Source organism: Thermus sp. KWY1 (assembly GCF_057547025.1).
Window position 1 is genome coordinate 15362 of record NZ_BAAJPG010000016.1, and the last position, 16316, is coordinate 31677.

Here is a 16316-nt window from a genome sequence, read left to right on the forward strand (position 1 = left end):
ATGCAGGTAACCCTGAAGATCCTTCGCTTTGACCCCGCCAAGGACCAGAAGCCCACCTGGCACACCTACCAGGTGGAGGCCGAACCTTGGGACCGGGTTTTGGACCTCCTCCACAAGGTGAAGTGGGACCAGGACGGCACCCTGGCCTTCCGCCGGAGCTGTGGGCACGGGATCTGCGGCTCCGACGCCATGCTCATCAACGGCAGAAACCGCCTGGCCTGCAAGACCCTGGTGAAGGACCTGGGGAACGTGATCACCGTGGAACCCATCCGGGGTCTGCCGGTGGAGAAGGACCTCATTGTGGACATGGAGCCCTTCTTCGCCGCCTACCGGGCGGTGAAGCCTTACCTCATCAACGACGAGCCTCCGCCGGCCCGGGAGCGCCTGCAAAGCCCTGAGGAACGGGAGCGGTTTGACCACGGCACCAAGTGCATCCTCTGCGCCAGCTGCACCACCAGCTGCCCTGTCTTCTGGGTGAACGGGACGTATCTGGGTCCTGCCGCCATCGTGCAGGCCCACCGGTTCATCTTCGACTCCCGCGACCGGGGAAAGCGGGAGCGGTTCAAGGCCCTGGGCTCGGGAAGCGGGGTTTGGCGCTGCCGCACCGCCTACAACTGCACTGAGGCCTGCCCCCGGGATATCCCCGTAACCCAGCTCATAGAGGAGGTCAAGCGGGCCATCCTCTTTGACCGCTTCTAGAAGCAATCCTCTCCTGGTGCCCCACCCTGGCGAGGCCAGGGTGGGGTGGCATCAGGGGGTGAGCCGGTGCCGGTCCCTGGGGAAGGCCCGGGCGTAGCGCACGTTGGGGAGGCCGAGAAGCTTTTGCGTGAGCCTTTCCGCCCCGATGGCGAAACCCCCGTGGGGAGGCATGCCGTACTTGAAGACCTCCAGGTAGCCCTTAAAGCCCTCGAGGTCCATGCCCTTGGCCTTTAGGCTTTCCACCAGGTCCGGGTAGCGGTGGATCCTCTGGCCCCCGGAGGTGATCTCCAGGCCCCGGAAGAGGAGGTCAAAGCTCCTGGTGGTGCCGTTTTCCTCGGGGTAGGTGTAGAAGGGACGAAGGCTTCGGGGGTAATGGGTGATGAAGAGCCAGTCCGAACCCCACCGCCCCTTGGCGTACTGGCCGAGGAGGCGCTCCGCCTCCTCGGAAAGGTCCTGGCCCACGGGGTAGCCCAGTTCTTCCTTCAGGATTTTCCGGGCCTCGGCGTGGGTCAGGCGGGGGATTTCCTTGGGGAAGGAGGGCCACTCGGCTTCCAAAAGCCGGATCTCGTTTCCGGCGCTGGAAAGGGCTTCCTCCAGCATCTCCTGAAGGAGGTTTTCCTCAAGCCGCATGAGGTCCTCCTCCCCCCCGATGAACCCCATTTCCACGTCCAGGGAGAGGTACTCGTTCAGGTGGCGGCTGGTGTTGTGCTCCTCCATGCGCCAGACCGGGGCTACCTCGTAAACGCGCTCAAACACCCCCACCATGATCTGCTTGTAAAGCTGGGGGGACTGGGCCAGGTAAGCCCGGTACTCGAAGTAGTCCACCCCGAAAAGCCCCGAGCCTCCCTCGGCCCCCGCCCGCACCACCTTGGGGGTGAAGATCTCCGTGAAATCCTGCCGGTCTAGGTAGCGCCTAAAACCCCGCACCAGGGCCGCCTGCACCTTGAGGGGAGCGCGGGCCTTCTCCCCCCTTAGGGTGACGTAGCGGTATTCCAGAAGGGTGTCGGGGCTTGCCCGCCACTCCTCCTTGGGGATCTCCACCGGGGTGGGCTCCAGGGCAGGGGAGAGGATCTCTATTTCCTTTGCCTGCACCTCGAGGCCCCCTGGGGCCTTGGGGTTTTCCACCACCTGGCCCCTTACCCGGAGGCTGCTTTCCGGCAGGGGAAGTTTCTGCCCACCGGTCACCACCTGCACGATGCCGCTTCGGTCCCGTAGCAATAAGAACTGCACCTTGCCCAGGTCCCGCCGCCAGTGGAGAAAGCCTAGTAGCTCCACCTCTTCGCCCACATACTTCTTCAAGTCCCGTACCAGAACCCGCATGCTCCCTCCTCTTAAGGTTTGACCCCCCCGGCCATGGGGGGCCGGGGGGGCCGGATGGCCTTGCCCCCCGTCTAGGCGTCATTACCCTGGGGCAGACGCATATTGCCCTTGAGTTTAGGGGGTTTCTTCCCCTAGGTCAAGGCGCTCAAAGGCCAGGACCAGGCTGGGGAGGTCCTGAGGGTCCGCCACAGCGAAGAAGTTCTCCTCCACCTGGTACCGGGCTGCCCACTCCCCTGCCACCCCGGCCAGGTTCAAGGGCTTTGCCTCTTCCCTCAGGAAGCGGAGGCGCCTTAGGCGCACGTCCCCCGCCTCGGAGTAGAAGACCTGGTAGAGTACGCCCCCTCGGCGCTTCTCCCCGTAGAAGCCCCCTTCTATGGGGCTTATCTCGTAGCCTAGGGCCTTAAGGGCTTCCATCCAGCACCTCGAGGGCCGAGGGATCCTCCAGGACGATCTCGTAGTAGCCAGCGTAAAGCACGATGCGCCCCCTGGCCCTTACCTTCTTACCCAGGTAGCTTTGGGGGAAGGGTTGCCGGAAGAGAGCGTAGCTCCTTGGGAAGACCACCAGCCTCAGGTCGCTTTCCCCGGGTCCGAACCGGAGGAAGGCCACGGTGCCCCGGTCTTCCACCTGCTGAATCACCCCTTCCACCGTGGCTATACGGCCAAAGTACTTGGGGGCATCTTGCCAGGGAATGACCCCTTCCAGGGGCGGTAGGGCAAAGGGGTTTTCGGTAAGCCCTGCCTGGAAGTCCCTTTCCATCATGGAAAGGAGCCTGGCGAAGGCCTCGGGGGCTTCCCTGCGGGTGAAGCGTACGGAAAGCTCCCGGTTGGCGTTCAAGGAGTTGGCGCTCAGGTTCAGGCTTCCCACGAGGGCCACCTCCCCGTCCACCACCAGGGCTTTGGCGTGCACGTAGGGATCGGGTAGGAAGCGGAGATCCGCCCCGGCCCGCCTTAGCTCCTCCGCTCCTGCCAGGAAGTAGGTGTCCCCGGGCTCCTGCGGGCTTCCCACCAGGCGGACCCGGACCCCTCTGGCCAAGGCTTCCTTGAGGGCGGCCACCACCTCGGGATCGGCCATGGCCTGGTGCTCCAGGAAAACCTCCCTCTTGGCCCCACGGATCAGGGCGAGGAGGGTTTCCCGGGCGTTGCCCTCCTTGACCCCGCCCAGGATGCGGCTTGGGGCCCAGACGAGAAGCGCCTGGGAGAGGTCCAGCCTTTTCCCCTCCCAGTCCGCTTCAAAGACCTTCACCACCTCCGCCACCTGCCTGGGATCGTCCAGGATGAGGGCGTACTCCCGGTTGGCGGTGAAGGAGCTTCCCGTGAGGTTCATGGTGCCCACCCAGGCCCGCTTGCGGTCCACCACCAGGCTTTTCTCGTGGACGAAGACGAAGCGGAAGGGGGTGGTGAGCTTGACGTCCACGCCCCGTTCCTTCAGGGCCTGAAACACCGTGAGGTCCACCCGTCCCCCGGAGGGCTCCCGCTCCAAAAGGACCTTAACCTTCACGCCACGGGCCACAGCCTCCCCCAAGGCGTCCACCACGTCCAGGCGGCTTGGGGTCCAGAGGTACATCTTCACCAGGATCTCCTCCCGGGCCGAGGCGATGAGGTCCAGTAGCGGCTTGACCCCATCGTCCGGCTCCACCACCAACCTGGGGGCGGCCAGGGCGGTTAGGAGGAGGAAGAAAAGAAGTAAAAAGAGCTTTCTCATACCGCCTTTCATTCTGACCCATGGGGGTCAGGGAGGGGTCAGGAAGCTTGCAAACAGAGGGCGTGGGCTATGTCCAGCGGAAGCAGGTTTCCGCGTTCTGGTCGGTGATGGATTCCATTTCCTCCAGGGCCACTCCCCGCACCTCCGCAAGCCTATTCAGGGTGTGGCGCACGTAGTGGGGAAGGTTGCGCTTTCCCCGGTGGGGTTCCGGGGGCAGGAAGGGGGTGTCGGTTTCCACCAGGAGCTTGTCCAGGGGAAGCCTTTGGGCGGCTTCCCGGAGGGCCTGGTTTTTCTTGTAGGTGAGGGGGCCTGCGAAGCTGAAGTAGGCTCCCACCTCGAGGCCCGCTGCCTCGAGGGCCGGGTGCCCGCCAAAGGCATGGAGGACCACCCTTTTGGGTCGGTGGGCAAGGAGCCAGGCGGCCAGGTCTTCCTCCGCTTGCCCATCCTTGCTCCGCACGTGGAGCACCAAAGGTAGCCCGAGCTCCTCAGCCAGGGTCGCTTGGAACTCCAGGGCCTTAAGCTGGGCGGGCTTGGTTTCGGGGGTCCAGTAATAGTCCAGGCCGCTTTCCCCAACGGCCCGCACCCGGGGGTGACGGGCGTAATACCTTAAAGCCTCTTCCACCTCGGGGGAGAGCAGATGGGCCGAGGTGGGGTGGAGGCCCACCGCGGCGTACACATTTTCCTGGGCCAGGGCCAGTGTCCTTTCCCAGCGGGTTGGGTCCACCCCCAGGGTGAGGATGGCCCTGAGTTCCGGAAAGTGGGCTTTGGCGTCTTCCAGCTCGGCTTCTTCCAGGAAATCCAGGTGGGCGTGGGTGTCGGTCATGTGCTCTCTTCGTCCTCTACCAGGATCCAGATGCGCTTAAGGGGAAGTTCGGCCTTAAGCTCCTCAGGCAGGCGTTCGTAGCTCTCCAGGAGGTGCAGGATCAGGTCTTCGGAGTCCCACAGGCGGATTTCAAAGTAACTGGTGGGCTTCTCCTTTTTGGCCGTTTCCTTAAAGCCACCCCAGCTCACGAATAGGCCATAGTTGGCCCCAAACTTCTTCATAGCACCTCGGAGCTCGTTGAGTTCCTTGGTGCCTATGGGGGCATCCCCGGACTTCACCTGAACGGCAATACGGGGGGATTCAAAGCCCAAAGGCCCGGAGCCCGCCAGGATGTCCACCCCGCCATCGGGACCGGTGGGCGAGAGGAAGGTGCGGTAACCCTGGGCTTGGAGAATACCCTCCACCAACCTTGCCAGGGCATGCCCCTTGAAGCGGCGGTTAAGGTAATCCCGGATGGCGTCCCGGGCAAGCTCCTCGAGGTTTAGTTTTTCTGTCCCATTTCCGTTCTTTACATCTCCCCCATTTACTAATAGGTCGCGAACCCGTTCTTCTGCATTATTCCTTTGTATTTGGGCCACGGTCAGAGAGGAACCCAGGGAGTAGAGTAGATCCTGGTCCAGAGCCGCTCGTGGGATAGTCTTCAACCATTGGACTGGGCGTGTATGCTTGGCCCCGGGTGGGTTATCAGGTACGTAGCGATAGGGTCCGGTCACCGTTCCGAAGTGAATTTTTGGCTCTCGCTTGGAAGGGAGGGCCACCAAGTCTCCTTCCTTCATCTCTTTGGCAAAGGCCCATAACTCGCTGGCCCAGTTGATAAGGGCATTTCTGGACTTTTCTGAATATATCGTGCTCAAGTGCTGCAGAAGCGTCGCGCGGTTGTCCAACGAGGTGAGGTCAGGAACCTCGTCCCAGCCTACGGCGGCTACCTTGTTTTCGAGGCAAAAGGCCTCGGTTTCCCCTCTCTTCCCCGCCCGCACCAGCCAAAGGGCCATGTCTTTAATCTAGCATGGGAAGTTCCCCACCCTGGTCTACCGGCCCGGTTGTGTGGATTGGACCCATGCAGTGGCTTTGCCGCTTGTTGACTGCTTGTGCCCTCCACGGGTGGGGGTGGGCTACACTTCGTTTCCCTGGACCACTGGAAAAGCCCCTTGGGCTGCACGTATACGCTGGCGTGGCGCCTCGAGGGGCCGGTGGTGGAGCTTAAGGGCTACCCCGTCCTGGCCTAGGGGATGGGGGAGTTTGTGGCCGGGCCTTGGCGGCCTTGGGGTGCGCGTGCTATGCTAAATGAGGTTTAGTGCGTGGGTGATATTTATGAGTCTACGCGTGCTCGGCGTCAACGCATCGGCACGGACGGACGGGTTTACGGCAGAGTTGTTGGATGAGGTTCTGGAAGCCGCCAGGCGCCGGGGAGCTGCCACCGAGCGCCTGGACCTGGTGCGGTACCCCTTTCCCTTCTGCGTGGGGAACTACTCCCAAGACCCCACTTCCTGCGGCCCGGACACCTGCGTGCAGGGACCCTGGGATGGCTTCGGCAAGATAGCGGACAAGCTCATCCGGGCAGACGCGGTGGTTTTCGCCACGCCGGTCTACTGGTTTAGCGTTTCCGCCCGGATGAAGGCCCTTTTGGAGCGCATGACCTCCATGGAGAACCAGGGTCTCTTAAACCTGGGCAAGCCCATGGTCCTGTTGGCGGTGGCCGAGGAGGAAGGGGCCAGCCAGGCGCTTTCGCAGATGCTCCTGCCCCTTTCCTACATGGGGTTCGTCCTGGCGCCCCTGGGGTTGGTCTACGCCCATTACCGGGGTGCCGTGAGCCTCAAGGAGAACACCGAGCTTATGGAGGATGCCCGCATTGCCGGGGAGAACCTGGTGCTGATGGCGGAAAAGCTTAGGGGAACCGCTTTCCGGGAACCCCTTCCCAGTTACCAGTACCGTCTACCCCGGTTGCCAGGAGTGGCAGCGGATTGAGTGGGTGCTGGGAGTGGGAGGCAAGAAACCCAGGTGAGGGTCCTCCGCCTGAAGGGTGGACAGGTTTTTTAGGGGCCATTTCCCCCCGTTTGTGCTATCCTGAAGTTAGGGAGCGTAGGCTCCCCACAAGGTACCTCGGAGGCGAAGAAGCCTGCCCTGTAGTTGGGCGCCTGGGGCAGGTGGAGCCAGTGGCGCAACCGGCTGAGGGTTAGAAGGTCTTTCCTTTGTAGCCAAACCCTTGCCGGCCAGGCGCCCAAGCCTGGCCCTAAGGTTTTTAGGGCGTTCGGAGGCGATGAACCGTGGAACCCAAGATGGGCGCCAAGGGACACGGGGAGCCAGTGGCGCAACCGGCCGAACGTCGATCCTTTGTCCTCTTGCGGCTTTTTGCGCCACCTCTTCCCCGGACTAGCGGTGGGAGGTGGTTATGCGTAGGTTGCTCATAGGGCTGGGGTTGATGGGGGTGTTATGGGCTTTCCAGCCCGGCCTTGCGGGAGATGCCCCCTTGCAAGCTCAACATGAGGTGGGGATTCGGATTCCCGTCATCCTCCGTTTGGAGGTGGTGGAACTTGGTCTAAGGATGGAGGCCTTGCCTCAAGGCAGGCTTACATTGGGGCCTGGTAGCTACAGGCTCCGGATCGTTTCCAATACCCGGTGGCGGCTTTGGCTGGTGCCGCTTTTGGAGAATCCATCTTCCGAGGTAAGTTCCTTCCTCCTGGAAGGGAGGGGTCGGGAGGAGGTTACCTTGCAGGTTCCCGCGGGTGCCACCTGGGAAGTGTGGGTGAGGGTTGGGGGTGGATGAACATTCTTTCACAGGGTTTTCACATGGGCCATTAATATAGGCCTTGAGGGGAGGCGAGGAACCCCCGATCTCCCAGATGGGCGCCAAGGAGCGGGGGGGAGCCAGTGGCGCAACCGGCCCCTAATCCTTTTGGGAGGTTAGGATATGCGCAAGCTGGTAGCCCTGATGGCCCTCATGCTTATGGCAGGTCTGGCTCTGGCGCAGACCACGGCCAGCCACACGGTCAAGGTGACCATCCCTTCCATCCTGTCGTTGCAGCTGAACGCCACCGACTTCGTTTTTGACTTCAACAATCCTTCTCTCACCGGTACGGAAACCGTGACCGTGGGTAGCACCTCCTACACCAAGGCTTCCAAGGCGGCTTACGATACCTTCATCGATACCGCTGCCGGCACCCAGGACTTCGCCCCCACCAGCGTGGAGGGGACCGGAGGAGCGGACTACGGCACCATGACCATTCGCTCTAACCGGGCCCAGTGGACGGTGAGCGTCGATTCCATTTCGGGCACCCTCGGTGCTCCCTTAAGCAACAGCCGGGTGAAGGTCTTTGCCGAGAAGGTAAGTGGGAAGGGCGGTTCTTGGACTACCGTCCCCACGCCCATTACCAGCGTGTCCACCCTCATTAGCGCAGGTGCCGGGGGGCAGGGCAAGTCGGTCTACAAGCTCTACTACCTCCTCACCATGGACATTAACGATGACATCCCCCTTGCTGGCTACGACCAGCAGATCACCATCACCTACACCCTGACTTCTCCGTAAGGGGGGCGTTGGGCAAAACCCCTGGGAGGCCCGCATAGAGGTCCCCAGGGGTTTTGCGCTGGGGAGGTATGCTGGTGGAGAACCATGCGGAGGCCTTGGATCCTACTCGCTATCCTTACAGTCCTACCGGCCCTGGCCCAGGGGGCCTACCTGACCCTTTCCCCCGCCCGGGTGGAGCTTGCCGCTATGCCCGGGGAGGCCTTTTCCCTGACGACTACCCTGAGGAATGAGGGCCCCAGGGAAGAGGCTGTTACCGTGCGCCTCGCTTCCTTTCAGGTGAAGGAGGACGGCTCGGTGGAGGAGCTTCCCTTGTCCGGGGGGCTTTGTGCGGAGCTTAGGGTAATCCCCACGGCCTTTACTCTTCCCCCGGGAGGGTCCCTCGAGGTGCGGGTGGAGGGAAAGTCTCCAGAAGGTGAGGGAACCCTGGCCTGCCTGGTGATCTTCAGCGGAGGTCTGAGGATTCAGGACAAGGGTGGCGTGCGGCTTCAGATAAGGCCGGAGATCGGCTTGGCCCTCTACGTCACCCTCCGAGGAACCGAACGCCCGGCTTTGAGGGCCACGGTGGGTGGGGAAGGCCGGTCTTTACCGGTCCTTTTGGAGAACCCGGGAAACGTCCTCCAGCGGGTGAGCGGAAAGGTGGAAGTCTTCTCCCCCGAGGGGAAAAGGGTCGCCAGCTTTTCCGTGGAGGAGCTTCCCGTATGGCCTGGGGGAGCCAGGAGGCTTGAGTTTGAGCCCCCAGAGCCCCTTCCTCCTGGAGAGTACAGGGTGGTGGTCATCCTGGAAAGCCCCTATGGGCGCTACGCTTCGGAGGGGAAATGGACAAGATAGCCCCTAATGGGCTGACCCGTACCCTAGCCCTTGTCCCTTTTCTCTTCGCCCTGGGTCTTGCCCAGGTATCCTGCGATGCCAGCGAGGTGCGCTTCGACTTTAGCGCCCCAGGCTCCCTCAGCTTCCAGGCAGGCTACCCCGTGGCCAACCTGGGAGGGTACCTTCACCTGTTCGATGCCGGGCCTCTTATGTTCCTGCCCACCCAGGTGCTGGGAGGTAGCCAGCCCTACCGGCTGGAGTGCACGATCACCACTGGGGGCGGTGGCGGTGGGGGTGCTCTTTGCGGAGCCGGGAATACCCATTGCTTCCGCCTGACCGGCATCAGCGGTTCCCTTCCTCCGCCCCTGGATCCCAACACCCGGGTCTACGTGATGGTCCAGGTGGTTTCCGGGACCGGGGTGATCAACCATGTTCCAAGCCCCACCCCCCTTGGGGCCATCCCCGATAACCGGGGTCTTGCCAGCATCCCCCGCAACACCACGGCGGTCCTTTGGATTTACATCCTGCTCCGCATGGATCCCCTGGATGCCTTCTTGCCGGACCCTCCCGTTTCGGGAACCCTGACCTTCACCTACAGGTTGCGCAACAACTGAATCTCTGGGATGCGCCCGCCTCTATTCCCTCCCACCGCCACCCGCCTGGTTTCCGCTCTAGTCTTGTTGGGATTTATGGGGAGCCTGGCCCTGGGGAGGACCGTGGTCCATCCCGGGGAGGCCTTCACCCTGGTCTACAGCGGGGTGAGGGGTACCCTTTCCTGGCAGGTGGAGCCCTTCCGCCCCCTCCTCCTTCCCGACAAGGGGGAAGGCCTCGCCCTGGTGGTGCTGGAGGTACCCTTCACCCTCTCCCCGGGGGTTTACCCGGTGTGCCTGGTATTCGGAGAGGCCACCCTCTGCCAGGAGGTGGAGGTGCCCAGGGTGGAGCGCCTGGTGGCCCAGGTACCGGCCAGAGCCGAGGGCACCCTCACCCTCAGGCTGGAAAACCGGGGCAATGTTCCCTTAAGGGTTTCCCTGTCTTCGGCCCCGGAGAGCCCGGTTTTCCTTCCCCTTCAGGAAGTGGATCTGGCACCTGGAGAGGAGAAAGTCCTTTCCCTTGCCCCGGGGGAAGGGGGAAACCTGGTCCTCGTCCTCGCCTACGGGGAGCGAAGGGAGCGGTACCTGGTGCGGATGGAGGGCCAGGGGGGAGGTCCTTCCCCCTACCGCCTCGAGGGGAGGCTGACCCTGGGATACCCTGGGCCCTATGGGGCCTTAGCCCTGGAGGGTCCTCTGGCTCAGGGGGTGGGGGTGAGCCTGCGGGCGGAAGGGGAGGGCCAGCGGCTTTCCGGGCGTCTCAGGCTGGACCTCGGGTCCTTCGGCCTCGTCTTGAGCACCCTGCCCTCCCTGGGGCTTGCCTACCGGGAGGGCCCCCTGTACCTGGCCGTGGCCTATCCCTGGTCCCTGGAGGGGGAATGGAGGGAGGCGGGGGATACCTACCGCCTGGAGGTCAGGCCGGAGCGCTTCCGCCTTTCCTACGCCTCCTTCGGCCTTTCCCTCCAGGGAGGGTGCACCCTGGGAGAAGGAACCGGTTGCCAGGCTCCCTTTTTCCGCCTGGAGCGGACGGGGGAGCCCGCCTACTTCCTGGCCTGGGAAGGAGGCTTGCTCCTGGGTGGAAGCATCCCGGGGTTCAGCTTGGAGGGAACCCTTTTCCCCGCCCTTTCCCTTCGGGGGAGCCACTGGGGAAGCCTGGGTGAGGGTACCTACCGGCTGGAGGGGGCTCTGGACCCCTATGGAGGGATGCTTGCAGGAAATCTTTCGTGGCCCCTGGACCCTGCCCTTCGCCTTCAGCTTTCGGCCAGCCTGGGCCAGGAGAGGGCGCTCGGGGCTGGCCTATCGTACCGGCTTGGGTCCATGAGTTTTGGCCTTCAGGGGAAGCTGGGGCTTTTCCCCCTGGATGGAAGCCTGATGGGAACCTGGACGTGGGAGGAGGGACCTTACGGGCTCCGCCTGGAGGGATGGTGGACTCCCGGTAGCACCCGCCTGGGCCTGGAGGGACGGTACGCCTTCAGCCTGGGGGTTCCCCAGGAGGTAACCCTGGCCCTGGGTGGCTACGACCGGCTTCCCCTGGAGGGGCAGGTGCTTCTGGAGGGGAAACCCGTGGCCTCGGCCCGGGTGGTGGTCCCCGGGATGTCCACCCTGACCGATGGGGAAGGGCGCTTCCGCATCTACCTGCCCCGGGAGGGGGGAAGGGTGCGCATCCTTCCGCCTCCGGGAACCCTGGCCTTTCCCCTGGAGGTGGAAGCGGATGGACGGGCTCCTTTGCGCCTGGAGTTGCCCCCGGCTTCGGCCCTGCGCCTGGTTTGCGAGGGTGAGGGAGGGAGGGGAGCCTATCTGGCGGCGGGGATGGTGGCCCAGGTGGCCTGTGGGGCTCAGGCGGTCCTGCCCCCCGGGGTTTACCGGGTGTATCCCCAGGCCCTCCCGGGATACCAGGCGAGGGAAGGGGATGGGGAGGTTCTCCTAAAGGCCCTGGAGGAGAAGTCCCTGGTCCTGACCTTCCAGAAAAGGCCCGTGGAGGTCTTGGAGGAGGCCGCCTTCCGCTTTATCCGCTTCTTCCCGCCGAAGCCTGCCCCCGGGGAGGAGGTGCGCCTGGAGGTGGGAGGGGTCAGGGGCAACCTCTGGCTTGCCTGGGATGGTAAGACCCTTGCGGGCACTCCGCAGGCCGATGGAACCCTCCGTTTCACCTTCCAGGTTCCCTGGGAGGCGGAGAAGACCCTGGTCCTGAGGCTTCAGGGAGAGGGGTTTTCCCGGGAGCTTCTCCTTCCCCTGGATGAAGGCCGGGAACTCCTCGAGGTGGAGGTGGTCCCCGCAAGGGCTTCCCCGGGGGAGGAAGTGGAGATAAAGGTGCGGGTCAGATTCCCCGCAGAAGGGGTTTCCCTCCTCCTTCCCACGGGGGAAGGCTTAGCCCTGGCTTTAGTGGGGGAAAGAACCTATGGAACCCGCCTCCTGGTGGACGAGAAGCTGGCCGGGCTGGCGGAGCCCCTGGGTACCAGGCGGGCCTTGGTGTTCAAGGTGGTGGCCCGGCAGGGGCAGAAACTGGTGGAAAAGAGATTCCGAATCTTCCTGCCTTGAGGTTCACTGGCAAGAGAAGCCTCAAAGGTACAAGGGCTCCACCCCATCCCTGGCAAAGGGCAGAAGCTCGTAAAGGGCCCTGGGATCTGGGGGGACGTCCAGGAGAAGGTGGCTACCCGGGAGCTGGGCCCTTGAGACCTCCTGGGCTTTGAGCTTCCTGGGGGGCTCGAGCACAAGGGTTTTCCCCTCACGCCTGGCATAGGTGGCCCCATAGTAGAGCCCGTTTCTGGCGGTGAAAAGGGCGGTTAGGGGAGGCCCACCTTCCTCCAAAAAGGGCCAGCAGGCGGCAAGGAGGGAGCTTACCCCAAACACCTTGGCTCCATGGGCTAAAGCGATGCCCATGCCGGCTGCCAAAGCGATGCGAAGGCCCGTGTAGGAACCCGGGCCTTCCCCCAGGACCAGGGTGCCGATCTCCTCCCGCTCCACGCCCACTTCCCTTAAGAGCTCGTCCAGTAAGCCGAACAGGGCTTCCTCGTGCTTACGGCCCAGCCGCACCACCCGGCCCACTCCCTCTTCCCCGCGGAAAAGGCCCAAGGAAAGGTAGGGAGTGGCGGTGTCCAGGGTGAGGGTCCACACCCTTCCATCCTATATACTCCGGCACGGGATGCGGACCTTTCCCCTTCATGCCCTTCTTTCCTTGGGGGCGCTCCTTGCCCTGGGTGTGTACGCTTCCCGGCTCGGCTTTCTCCCAGGGGCCTGGGTGGGGGCGGGGCTTGGGCTTTACGCCCTTCTCGTCCTGTGGGGGCTTCGTTTCGGTCGGCACCATGCCCTTTTGGGGCTTGGGCTTTTTGCGTACTGGCTCCCACCCCTGGCCTTTCTGGCTCCTCTCTTGTTCGCCCTCTTGTTTGGCCGGGGCCTGAGGGAAAAGGAGCAGGCAGCCCTCTACGGCTGGGCCTTGGTTTGGCCGGCCTTAGCCCTCCTTTTGGTCTGGCATGTTTTCCCCACCTTTTACGCCTTTTACCTGAGCCTCTTTGAACGGGTTAACTTCCTGCGCCCCGCGGCCTTCGCTGGCTTGGAGAACTACCGCATCCTCCTCCAGGACCCTCTTTTCTGGAAGGCCTTGGGGAACACCTTCTGGTACGTGGTCTTTACCGTGCCGGTGGGTCTTCTCCTGGCCACAGGGGTGGCCATCCTCCTGAACACCCAGGTGGCCTTCCTGGGGTTCTACCGCACCCTTTACTTCCTCCCCTACATCACCGCCCTCACGGCGGCCGCGGCGGTGTGGCGCTGGATCTACCACCCGGAGTTCGGTTTTCTCAACTGGCTTCTTCGCACCCCGGGTCTCGACTGGCTGAACACGCCCAAGGGTGTCTTCGCCCTTCTCCTCGAGCCCCTGGGAGTTCAGCCCCAGGGTTTTTGGGCGGGGCCCAGCCTGGCCTTTGTGGCCATCATGGTCATGAGCGTGTGGCACTTTCTGGGATACCAGGTGGTGATCCTCCTGGCCGGGCTTCAGGCCATTCCCAAGGAGTATTACGAGGCGGCGGAGCTGGATGGGGCGAGCTTTTGGCAGAAGCACCGGCTCATCACCTGGCCCCTTCTTTCCCCCACCACCTTCTTTCTCTTCACCCTGGGGCTCATTGGGGCCTTCCAGGTGTTCACCCAGGTTTACGTCCTGACCCCCACGGGCGGGGTGTTGCAGGATACCCTTACCCTGGCTTTCTACCTCTACAACAAGGGTTTCCGCGACTCGGATTTCTCCTACGCCAGCGCCATCGCCATGGTGACCTTTCTCCTCATCCTGGTCCTCACCCTGATTCAAAGGCGGGTTTTGGAGAGGCGGGTGAACTATGAGATTTAGGCCCGGTGTCCTGTTCGTGCACCTGCTCCTCCTCCTGGGGGGGCTCGTCATGGCCTTTCCCTTCTACTGGATGCTGGCCACCAGCCTGAAAAGCCCCCAGGAGGCCCTGCAGGCCAAGCCCATCTGGGTTCCCGAGCGCATGAAGCCGGCGAACTGGCTCAAGGCAGCCCGGCTGGGGGATAGCCCCCTATGGGGGGGCTTGGCACCTGGAAGGAGCGTGGAACTGGTTTTCCCTGGGAGGGAAGGGCATCCGCCCAGGGCCTTGGTACCCCGCACCCCCGGGGCCTTCTTTGACCCTCGGGCGGATGGTACCCGGGTGGAGGTGGTGTATCGGGAAGGGGCTTGGCGGGTGCGGCTGACCAACGCCACGGAGGAAGCCTTCCGCTTTTTGCCCCTGGTGGTGCTCTGGCCCAAGGAAGTCCCTCTGGAGGCACCCTTGCCCCCCGACGCCATCCGCTCCCAGGGGGAGTACTGGCGGCTGGAGTGGGTGAATGCGGTGCCCGGGGCCTTGGGCTACGTGCTCCACAACTACCTGGAAGCCTGGCATGCGGCTCCCTGGGGGCGCTACTTCTTCAATAGCTTCTTCACCGCCTTGACCCAGGTGGCGGTGGGGCTTTTCCTGGCGGCCCTGGCGGCCTTTGCCCTGGCCCGCATTCCCTTTCCCGGCAAGGAGGCGGTGTTCGTGCTCATCCTGGCCACCATGATGGTGCCGGGGGAGGTGCTCCTCATCCCCAACTACGTGCTTCTGGCCAGGCTGGGCTGGCTGGACACCTACTACGCCCTTATCGTGCCCTGGCTGGCCTCGGTGTTTGGCATCTTTCTCCTTCGGCAGTTCTACCTTTCCTTGCCCCAGGATCTTTTTGATGCCGCCCGCATAGACGGGGCGGGGTACCTGACCCAGCTTTTCCGTATCGCCCTGCCCTTAAGCCTTCCCGGGCTGGTGTCCTACGGGATCTTCACCTTCCTGGGGGCCTACAACGCCCTCCTTTGGCCCCTCATCGTCACCCAAAGCCCGGAGATGCGCACGGTGCAGCTGGGCTTGCAGGCCTTTGTTTCCGAGGCGGGGTCGGACTACGGGGCTTTGATGGCGGCCAGCACCTTCGTGATCCTCCCCGTGATCCTGGGCTACTTCTTCGCCCAGCGCCAGTTCATCCAGGGGATTGCCCGCTCGGGGCTTAAGTAGGCTGACCTTGGCTTGACAGGGCAGGGAGTATACTTTCCCTGGAGGTTTTGCGTATGCGGAAAGCGCTTTTACTGGCGGCGGTTTTGGGGCTAGCGCTGGCCCAGCAGGCCAAGCCCGAGGACGTTATCAAGGAGCAGTGCGCCAAGGCCAAGGTGGTGGCGGAGCTCTGGCACGGCTTCACCGGCGGGGCGCCCAAGGCCGCCCTGGAGAACCTGGTGGTGGAGTTCAACAAGACCCAGCAGGGCCGGTGCGTGCGTCCCGTGCCCCAAGGGGGGTACCGGGATCTTTCCACCAAGATCAAGGCAGCCTTCGCCGCAGGGAAGGTGCCCGCCATGGCCCAGGCCTACGAGAACAACATTGCCTTGTACCTCGAGGCCAAGGCCCTTCTGCCCATTGAGTCCTTGGGGGTGAAGCTTCAGGGGGTCAACCTGGCCTTCCTGAACGCCGTGCGCTTCGGGGGGGTGGTCTACGGGGTGCCCTTCAACAAGAGCATCCAGGTCCTCTATTACAACAAGGACCTCCTCAAGAAGCACGGGGCCAAGGTGCCGGCTACCCTCGAGGAGTTCGTGGCCTTAAGCAAGAAGCTTTCCCAGGCGGAAGGAGGACCTGTCTACTGGTTCCAGCCGGATGCCTCCACCTTCGCCTACTTCTTCTTCAACCTGGGAGGAAGCTACCTGAAAAACGGCAAGCTGGTCCTGAACTCCAAGGAGGCGGTAGAGGCCCTCACCCTCCTGCAAAACGGGGTGAAGGAAGGGTGGGCCAAGGCCATCACCTCCGGGTACATCAACCAGAACCTGGGCTCCGGCCCCTACGCCTTCAGCGTGGATACCTCCGCCGGCTACACCTATTACCGCCAGGGAGCCAAGTTTGACCTGGGGGTGGCCACCCTACCGGGCCGCACCTCCGGCCAGGCAGGCTTTGGCCTGGTCCAGGGCACCAACCTGGTGGTCTTCCGCCAGGCCAGCAAGGAGGAGCAGGCGGTGGCCAAGGACTTCCTGCAGTTTGTCCTCTCCCCCAGGGCCCAGGCGGTCTTCGCCACCGCCACCGGGTACGTGCCGGTGACCGAGGGAGCCCTGAAGGATGCGGTCTACCAGACCTACGCTACCGAGAACCCCGACTTCGCCACCATCGTGCGCCAAAGCCGCTACGCCAAGTTTGAACCGGCTTTGGCGGAGTGGGAGCAGATCCGCTTTGACATCCTGGGCCAGGCCATCAAGGAGGCCATTTTGAACAAGGCGGATCCCAAGTCCGCCCTGGACAAGGCCCAGAAGCTGGCCGAGGACCTTTCGGCGGGGAAGACCCGCTAACCCAACCCGGGGTTAACCCCTGGGGCCTTGGC

The 16316-nt window shown here is 63.4% G+C and carries 16 protein-coding genes and 2 riboswitches; of the genes, 10 read left to right on the forward strand and 6 right to left on the reverse strand.

Features of this window, described 5'->3' with window-relative positions; all coding sequences use genetic code 11:
* Complete coding sequence (locus AC27GT_RS03665; RefSeq protein ID WP_038070159.1) at window positions 1-699, forward strand: succinate dehydrogenase iron-sulfur subunit; 699 nt, start codon at window positions 1-3, stop codon at window positions 697-699.
* A gap of 51 nt (window positions 700-750) precedes the next feature.
* Here the strand turns inward: AC27GT_RS03665 and aspS are convergent, their stop codons facing one another.
* The 5 genes from aspS to AC27GT_RS03690 all read right to left on the reverse strand — a co-directional run bounded on the left by aspS (window position 751) and on the right by AC27GT_RS03690 (window position 5521).
* On the reverse strand, window positions 751-2019 hold the full coding sequence (aspS, locus tag AC27GT_RS03670; RefSeq protein ID WP_054392526.1) for an aspartate--tRNA(Asn) ligase: 1269 nt from the start codon (window positions 2017-2019) through the stop codon (window positions 751-753).
* 114 nt (window positions 2020-2133) lie between these two features.
* Window positions 2134-2433: a hypothetical protein gene (locus tag AC27GT_RS03675; RefSeq protein ID WP_015717771.1), complete on the reverse strand. Its 300-nt coding sequence runs from the start codon at window positions 2431-2433 to the stop codon at window positions 2134-2136.
* Window positions 2420-3721, reverse strand: coding sequence for a phospholipase D-like domain-containing protein (locus AC27GT_RS03680; RefSeq protein WP_015717770.1), 1302 nt, complete (start codon window positions 3719-3721; stop codon window positions 2420-2422). Before AC27GT_RS03680 ends, AC27GT_RS03675 begins: the two co-directional genes overlap by 14 nt.
* A 67-nt stretch (window positions 3722-3788) precedes the next feature.
* Window positions 3789-4544 carry a TatD family hydrolase gene (locus AC27GT_RS03685; RefSeq protein WP_054392524.1) on the reverse strand — a complete coding sequence of 252 codons (756 nt, stop codon included), beginning with the start codon at window positions 4542-4544 and terminating at the stop codon, window positions 3789-3791.
* A complete protein-coding gene (locus AC27GT_RS03690) occupies window positions 4541-5521 on the reverse strand; it encodes a restriction endonuclease (protein WP_253269366.1) in 981 nt (326 codons plus the stop codon). Before AC27GT_RS03690 ends, AC27GT_RS03685 begins: the two co-directional genes overlap by 4 nt.
* 111 nt (window positions 5522-5632) lie before the next feature.
* Between AC27GT_RS03690 and AC27GT_RS03695 the strand changes: the two genes are divergently transcribed.
* The 6 genes from AC27GT_RS03695 (at window position 5633) to AC27GT_RS03720 (ending at window position 11996) form a co-directional block, all read left to right on the forward strand.
* Window positions 5633-5770 (forward strand): hypothetical protein, encoded by a 138-nt coding sequence (locus tag AC27GT_RS03695; protein ID WP_015717767.1) that lies wholly within the window; start codon window positions 5633-5635, stop codon window positions 5768-5770.
* A gap of 85 nt (window positions 5771-5855) precedes the next feature.
* The gene (locus tag AC27GT_RS03700; RefSeq protein WP_041438618.1) at window positions 5856-6509 is read left to right on the forward strand and encodes a flavodoxin family protein; all 654 of its coding nucleotides are present in this window, start codon (window positions 5856-5858) and stop codon (window positions 6507-6509) included.
* Between the two features lie 128 nt (window positions 6510-6637).
* A riboswitch (cyclic di-GMP riboswitch) is annotated at window positions 6638-6721 on the forward strand.
* 64 nt (window positions 6722-6785) lie between these two features.
* A riboswitch (cyclic di-GMP riboswitch) is annotated at window positions 6786-6871 on the forward strand.
* A 581-nt stretch (window positions 6872-7452) separates the two neighbouring features.
* A complete protein-coding gene (locus AC27GT_RS03705; protein WP_038029786.1) occupies window positions 7453-8067 on the forward strand; it encodes a hypothetical protein in 615 nt (204 codons plus the stop codon).
* A gap of 84 nt (window positions 8068-8151) precedes the next feature.
* Window positions 8152-8895, forward strand: coding sequence for a COG1470 family protein (locus AC27GT_RS03710; RefSeq protein WP_015717763.1), 744 nt, complete (start codon window positions 8152-8154; stop codon window positions 8893-8895).
* Window positions 8883-9488 (forward strand): hypothetical protein, encoded by a 606-nt coding sequence (locus AC27GT_RS03715; protein ID WP_015717762.1) that lies wholly within the window; start codon window positions 8883-8885, stop codon window positions 9486-9488. Before AC27GT_RS03710 ends, AC27GT_RS03715 begins: the two co-directional genes overlap by 13 nt.
* Before the next feature lie 9 nt (window positions 9489-9497).
* On the forward strand, window positions 9498-11996 hold the full coding sequence (locus tag AC27GT_RS03720; RefSeq protein WP_148228663.1) for a COG1470 family protein: 2499 nt from the start codon (window positions 9498-9500) through the stop codon (window positions 11994-11996).
* A 21-nt stretch (window positions 11997-12017) separates the two neighbouring features.
* On the opposite strand, the gene tsaB is transcribed toward AC27GT_RS03720, so the two are convergent.
* Window positions 12018-12572 carry a tRNA (adenosine(37)-N6)-threonylcarbamoyltransferase complex dimerization subunit type 1 TsaB gene (tsaB, locus tag AC27GT_RS03725; RefSeq protein WP_015717760.1) on the reverse strand — a complete coding sequence of 185 codons (555 nt, stop codon included), beginning with the start codon at window positions 12570-12572 and terminating at the stop codon, window positions 12018-12020.
* A 28-nt stretch (window positions 12573-12600) separates the two neighbouring features.
* Here tsaB and AC27GT_RS03730 point away from each other — a divergent pair, with 28 nt between their 5' ends.
* The 3 genes from AC27GT_RS03730 to AC27GT_RS03740 are packed head-to-tail and all read left to right on the forward strand — an operon-like array spanning window position 12601 to window position 16284.
* The gene (locus AC27GT_RS03730) at window positions 12601-13794 is read left to right on the forward strand and encodes a carbohydrate ABC transporter permease (protein WP_015717759.1); all 1194 of its coding nucleotides are present in this window, start codon (window positions 12601-12603) and stop codon (window positions 13792-13794) included.
* Window positions 13784-14977, forward strand: a complete 1194-nt coding sequence (locus AC27GT_RS03735) for a carbohydrate ABC transporter permease (protein ID WP_015717758.1) — start codon at window positions 13784-13786, stop codon at window positions 14975-14977. The genes AC27GT_RS03730 and AC27GT_RS03735 overlap by 11 nt, the downstream gene beginning before the upstream one ends.
* A 53-nt stretch (window positions 14978-15030) precedes the next feature.
* Window positions 15031-16284 (forward strand): ABC transporter substrate-binding protein, encoded by a 1254-nt coding sequence (locus tag AC27GT_RS03740; RefSeq protein WP_015717757.1) that lies wholly within the window; start codon window positions 15031-15033, stop codon window positions 16282-16284.
* The last annotated feature ends 32 nt before the right edge of the window (window positions 16285-16316 follow it).

Excerpts from the sequence above, each read along its gene's own strand:
- AC27GT_RS03665 (WP_038070159.1), top strand. The coding sequence starts at position 1 with ATGCAGGTAACCCTGAAGATCCTTCGCTTTGACCCCGCCAAGGACCAG.
- aspS (WP_054392526.1), bottom strand. The coding sequence starts at position 2,019 with ATGCGGGTTCTGGTACGGGACTTGAAGAAGTATGTGGGCGAAGAGGTG.
- AC27GT_RS03675 (WP_015717771.1), bottom strand. The coding sequence starts at position 2,433 with ATGGAAGCCCTTAAGGCCCTAGGCTACGAGATAAGCCCCATAGAAGGG.
- AC27GT_RS03680 (WP_015717770.1), bottom strand. The coding sequence starts at position 3,721 with ATGAGAAAGCTCTTTTTACTTCTTTTCTTCCTCCTCCTAACCGCCCTG.
- AC27GT_RS03685 (WP_054392524.1), bottom strand. The coding sequence starts at position 4,544 with ATGACCGACACCCACGCCCACCTGGATTTCCTGGAAGAAGCCGAGCTG.
- AC27GT_RS03700 (WP_041438618.1), top strand. The coding sequence starts at position 5,856 with ATGAGTCTACGCGTGCTCGGCGTCAACGCATCGGCACGGACGGACGGG.
- AC27GT_RS03705 (WP_038029786.1), top strand. The coding sequence starts at position 7,453 with ATGCGCAAGCTGGTAGCCCTGATGGCCCTCATGCTTATGGCAGGTCTG.
- AC27GT_RS03710 (WP_015717763.1), top strand. The coding sequence starts at position 8,152 with ATGCGGAGGCCTTGGATCCTACTCGCTATCCTTACAGTCCTACCGGCC.
- AC27GT_RS03715 (WP_015717762.1), top strand. The coding sequence starts at position 8,883 with ATGGACAAGATAGCCCCTAATGGGCTGACCCGTACCCTAGCCCTTGTC.
- AC27GT_RS03720 (WP_148228663.1), top strand. The coding sequence starts at position 9,498 with ATGCGCCCGCCTCTATTCCCTCCCACCGCCACCCGCCTGGTTTCCGCT.
- AC27GT_RS03730 (WP_015717759.1), top strand. The coding sequence starts at position 12,601 with ATGCGGACCTTTCCCCTTCATGCCCTTCTTTCCTTGGGGGCGCTCCTT.
- AC27GT_RS03735 (WP_015717758.1), top strand. The coding sequence starts at position 13,784 with ATGAGATTTAGGCCCGGTGTCCTGTTCGTGCACCTGCTCCTCCTCCTG.
- AC27GT_RS03740 (WP_015717757.1), top strand. The coding sequence starts at position 15,031 with ATGCGGAAAGCGCTTTTACTGGCGGCGGTTTTGGGGCTAGCGCTGGCC.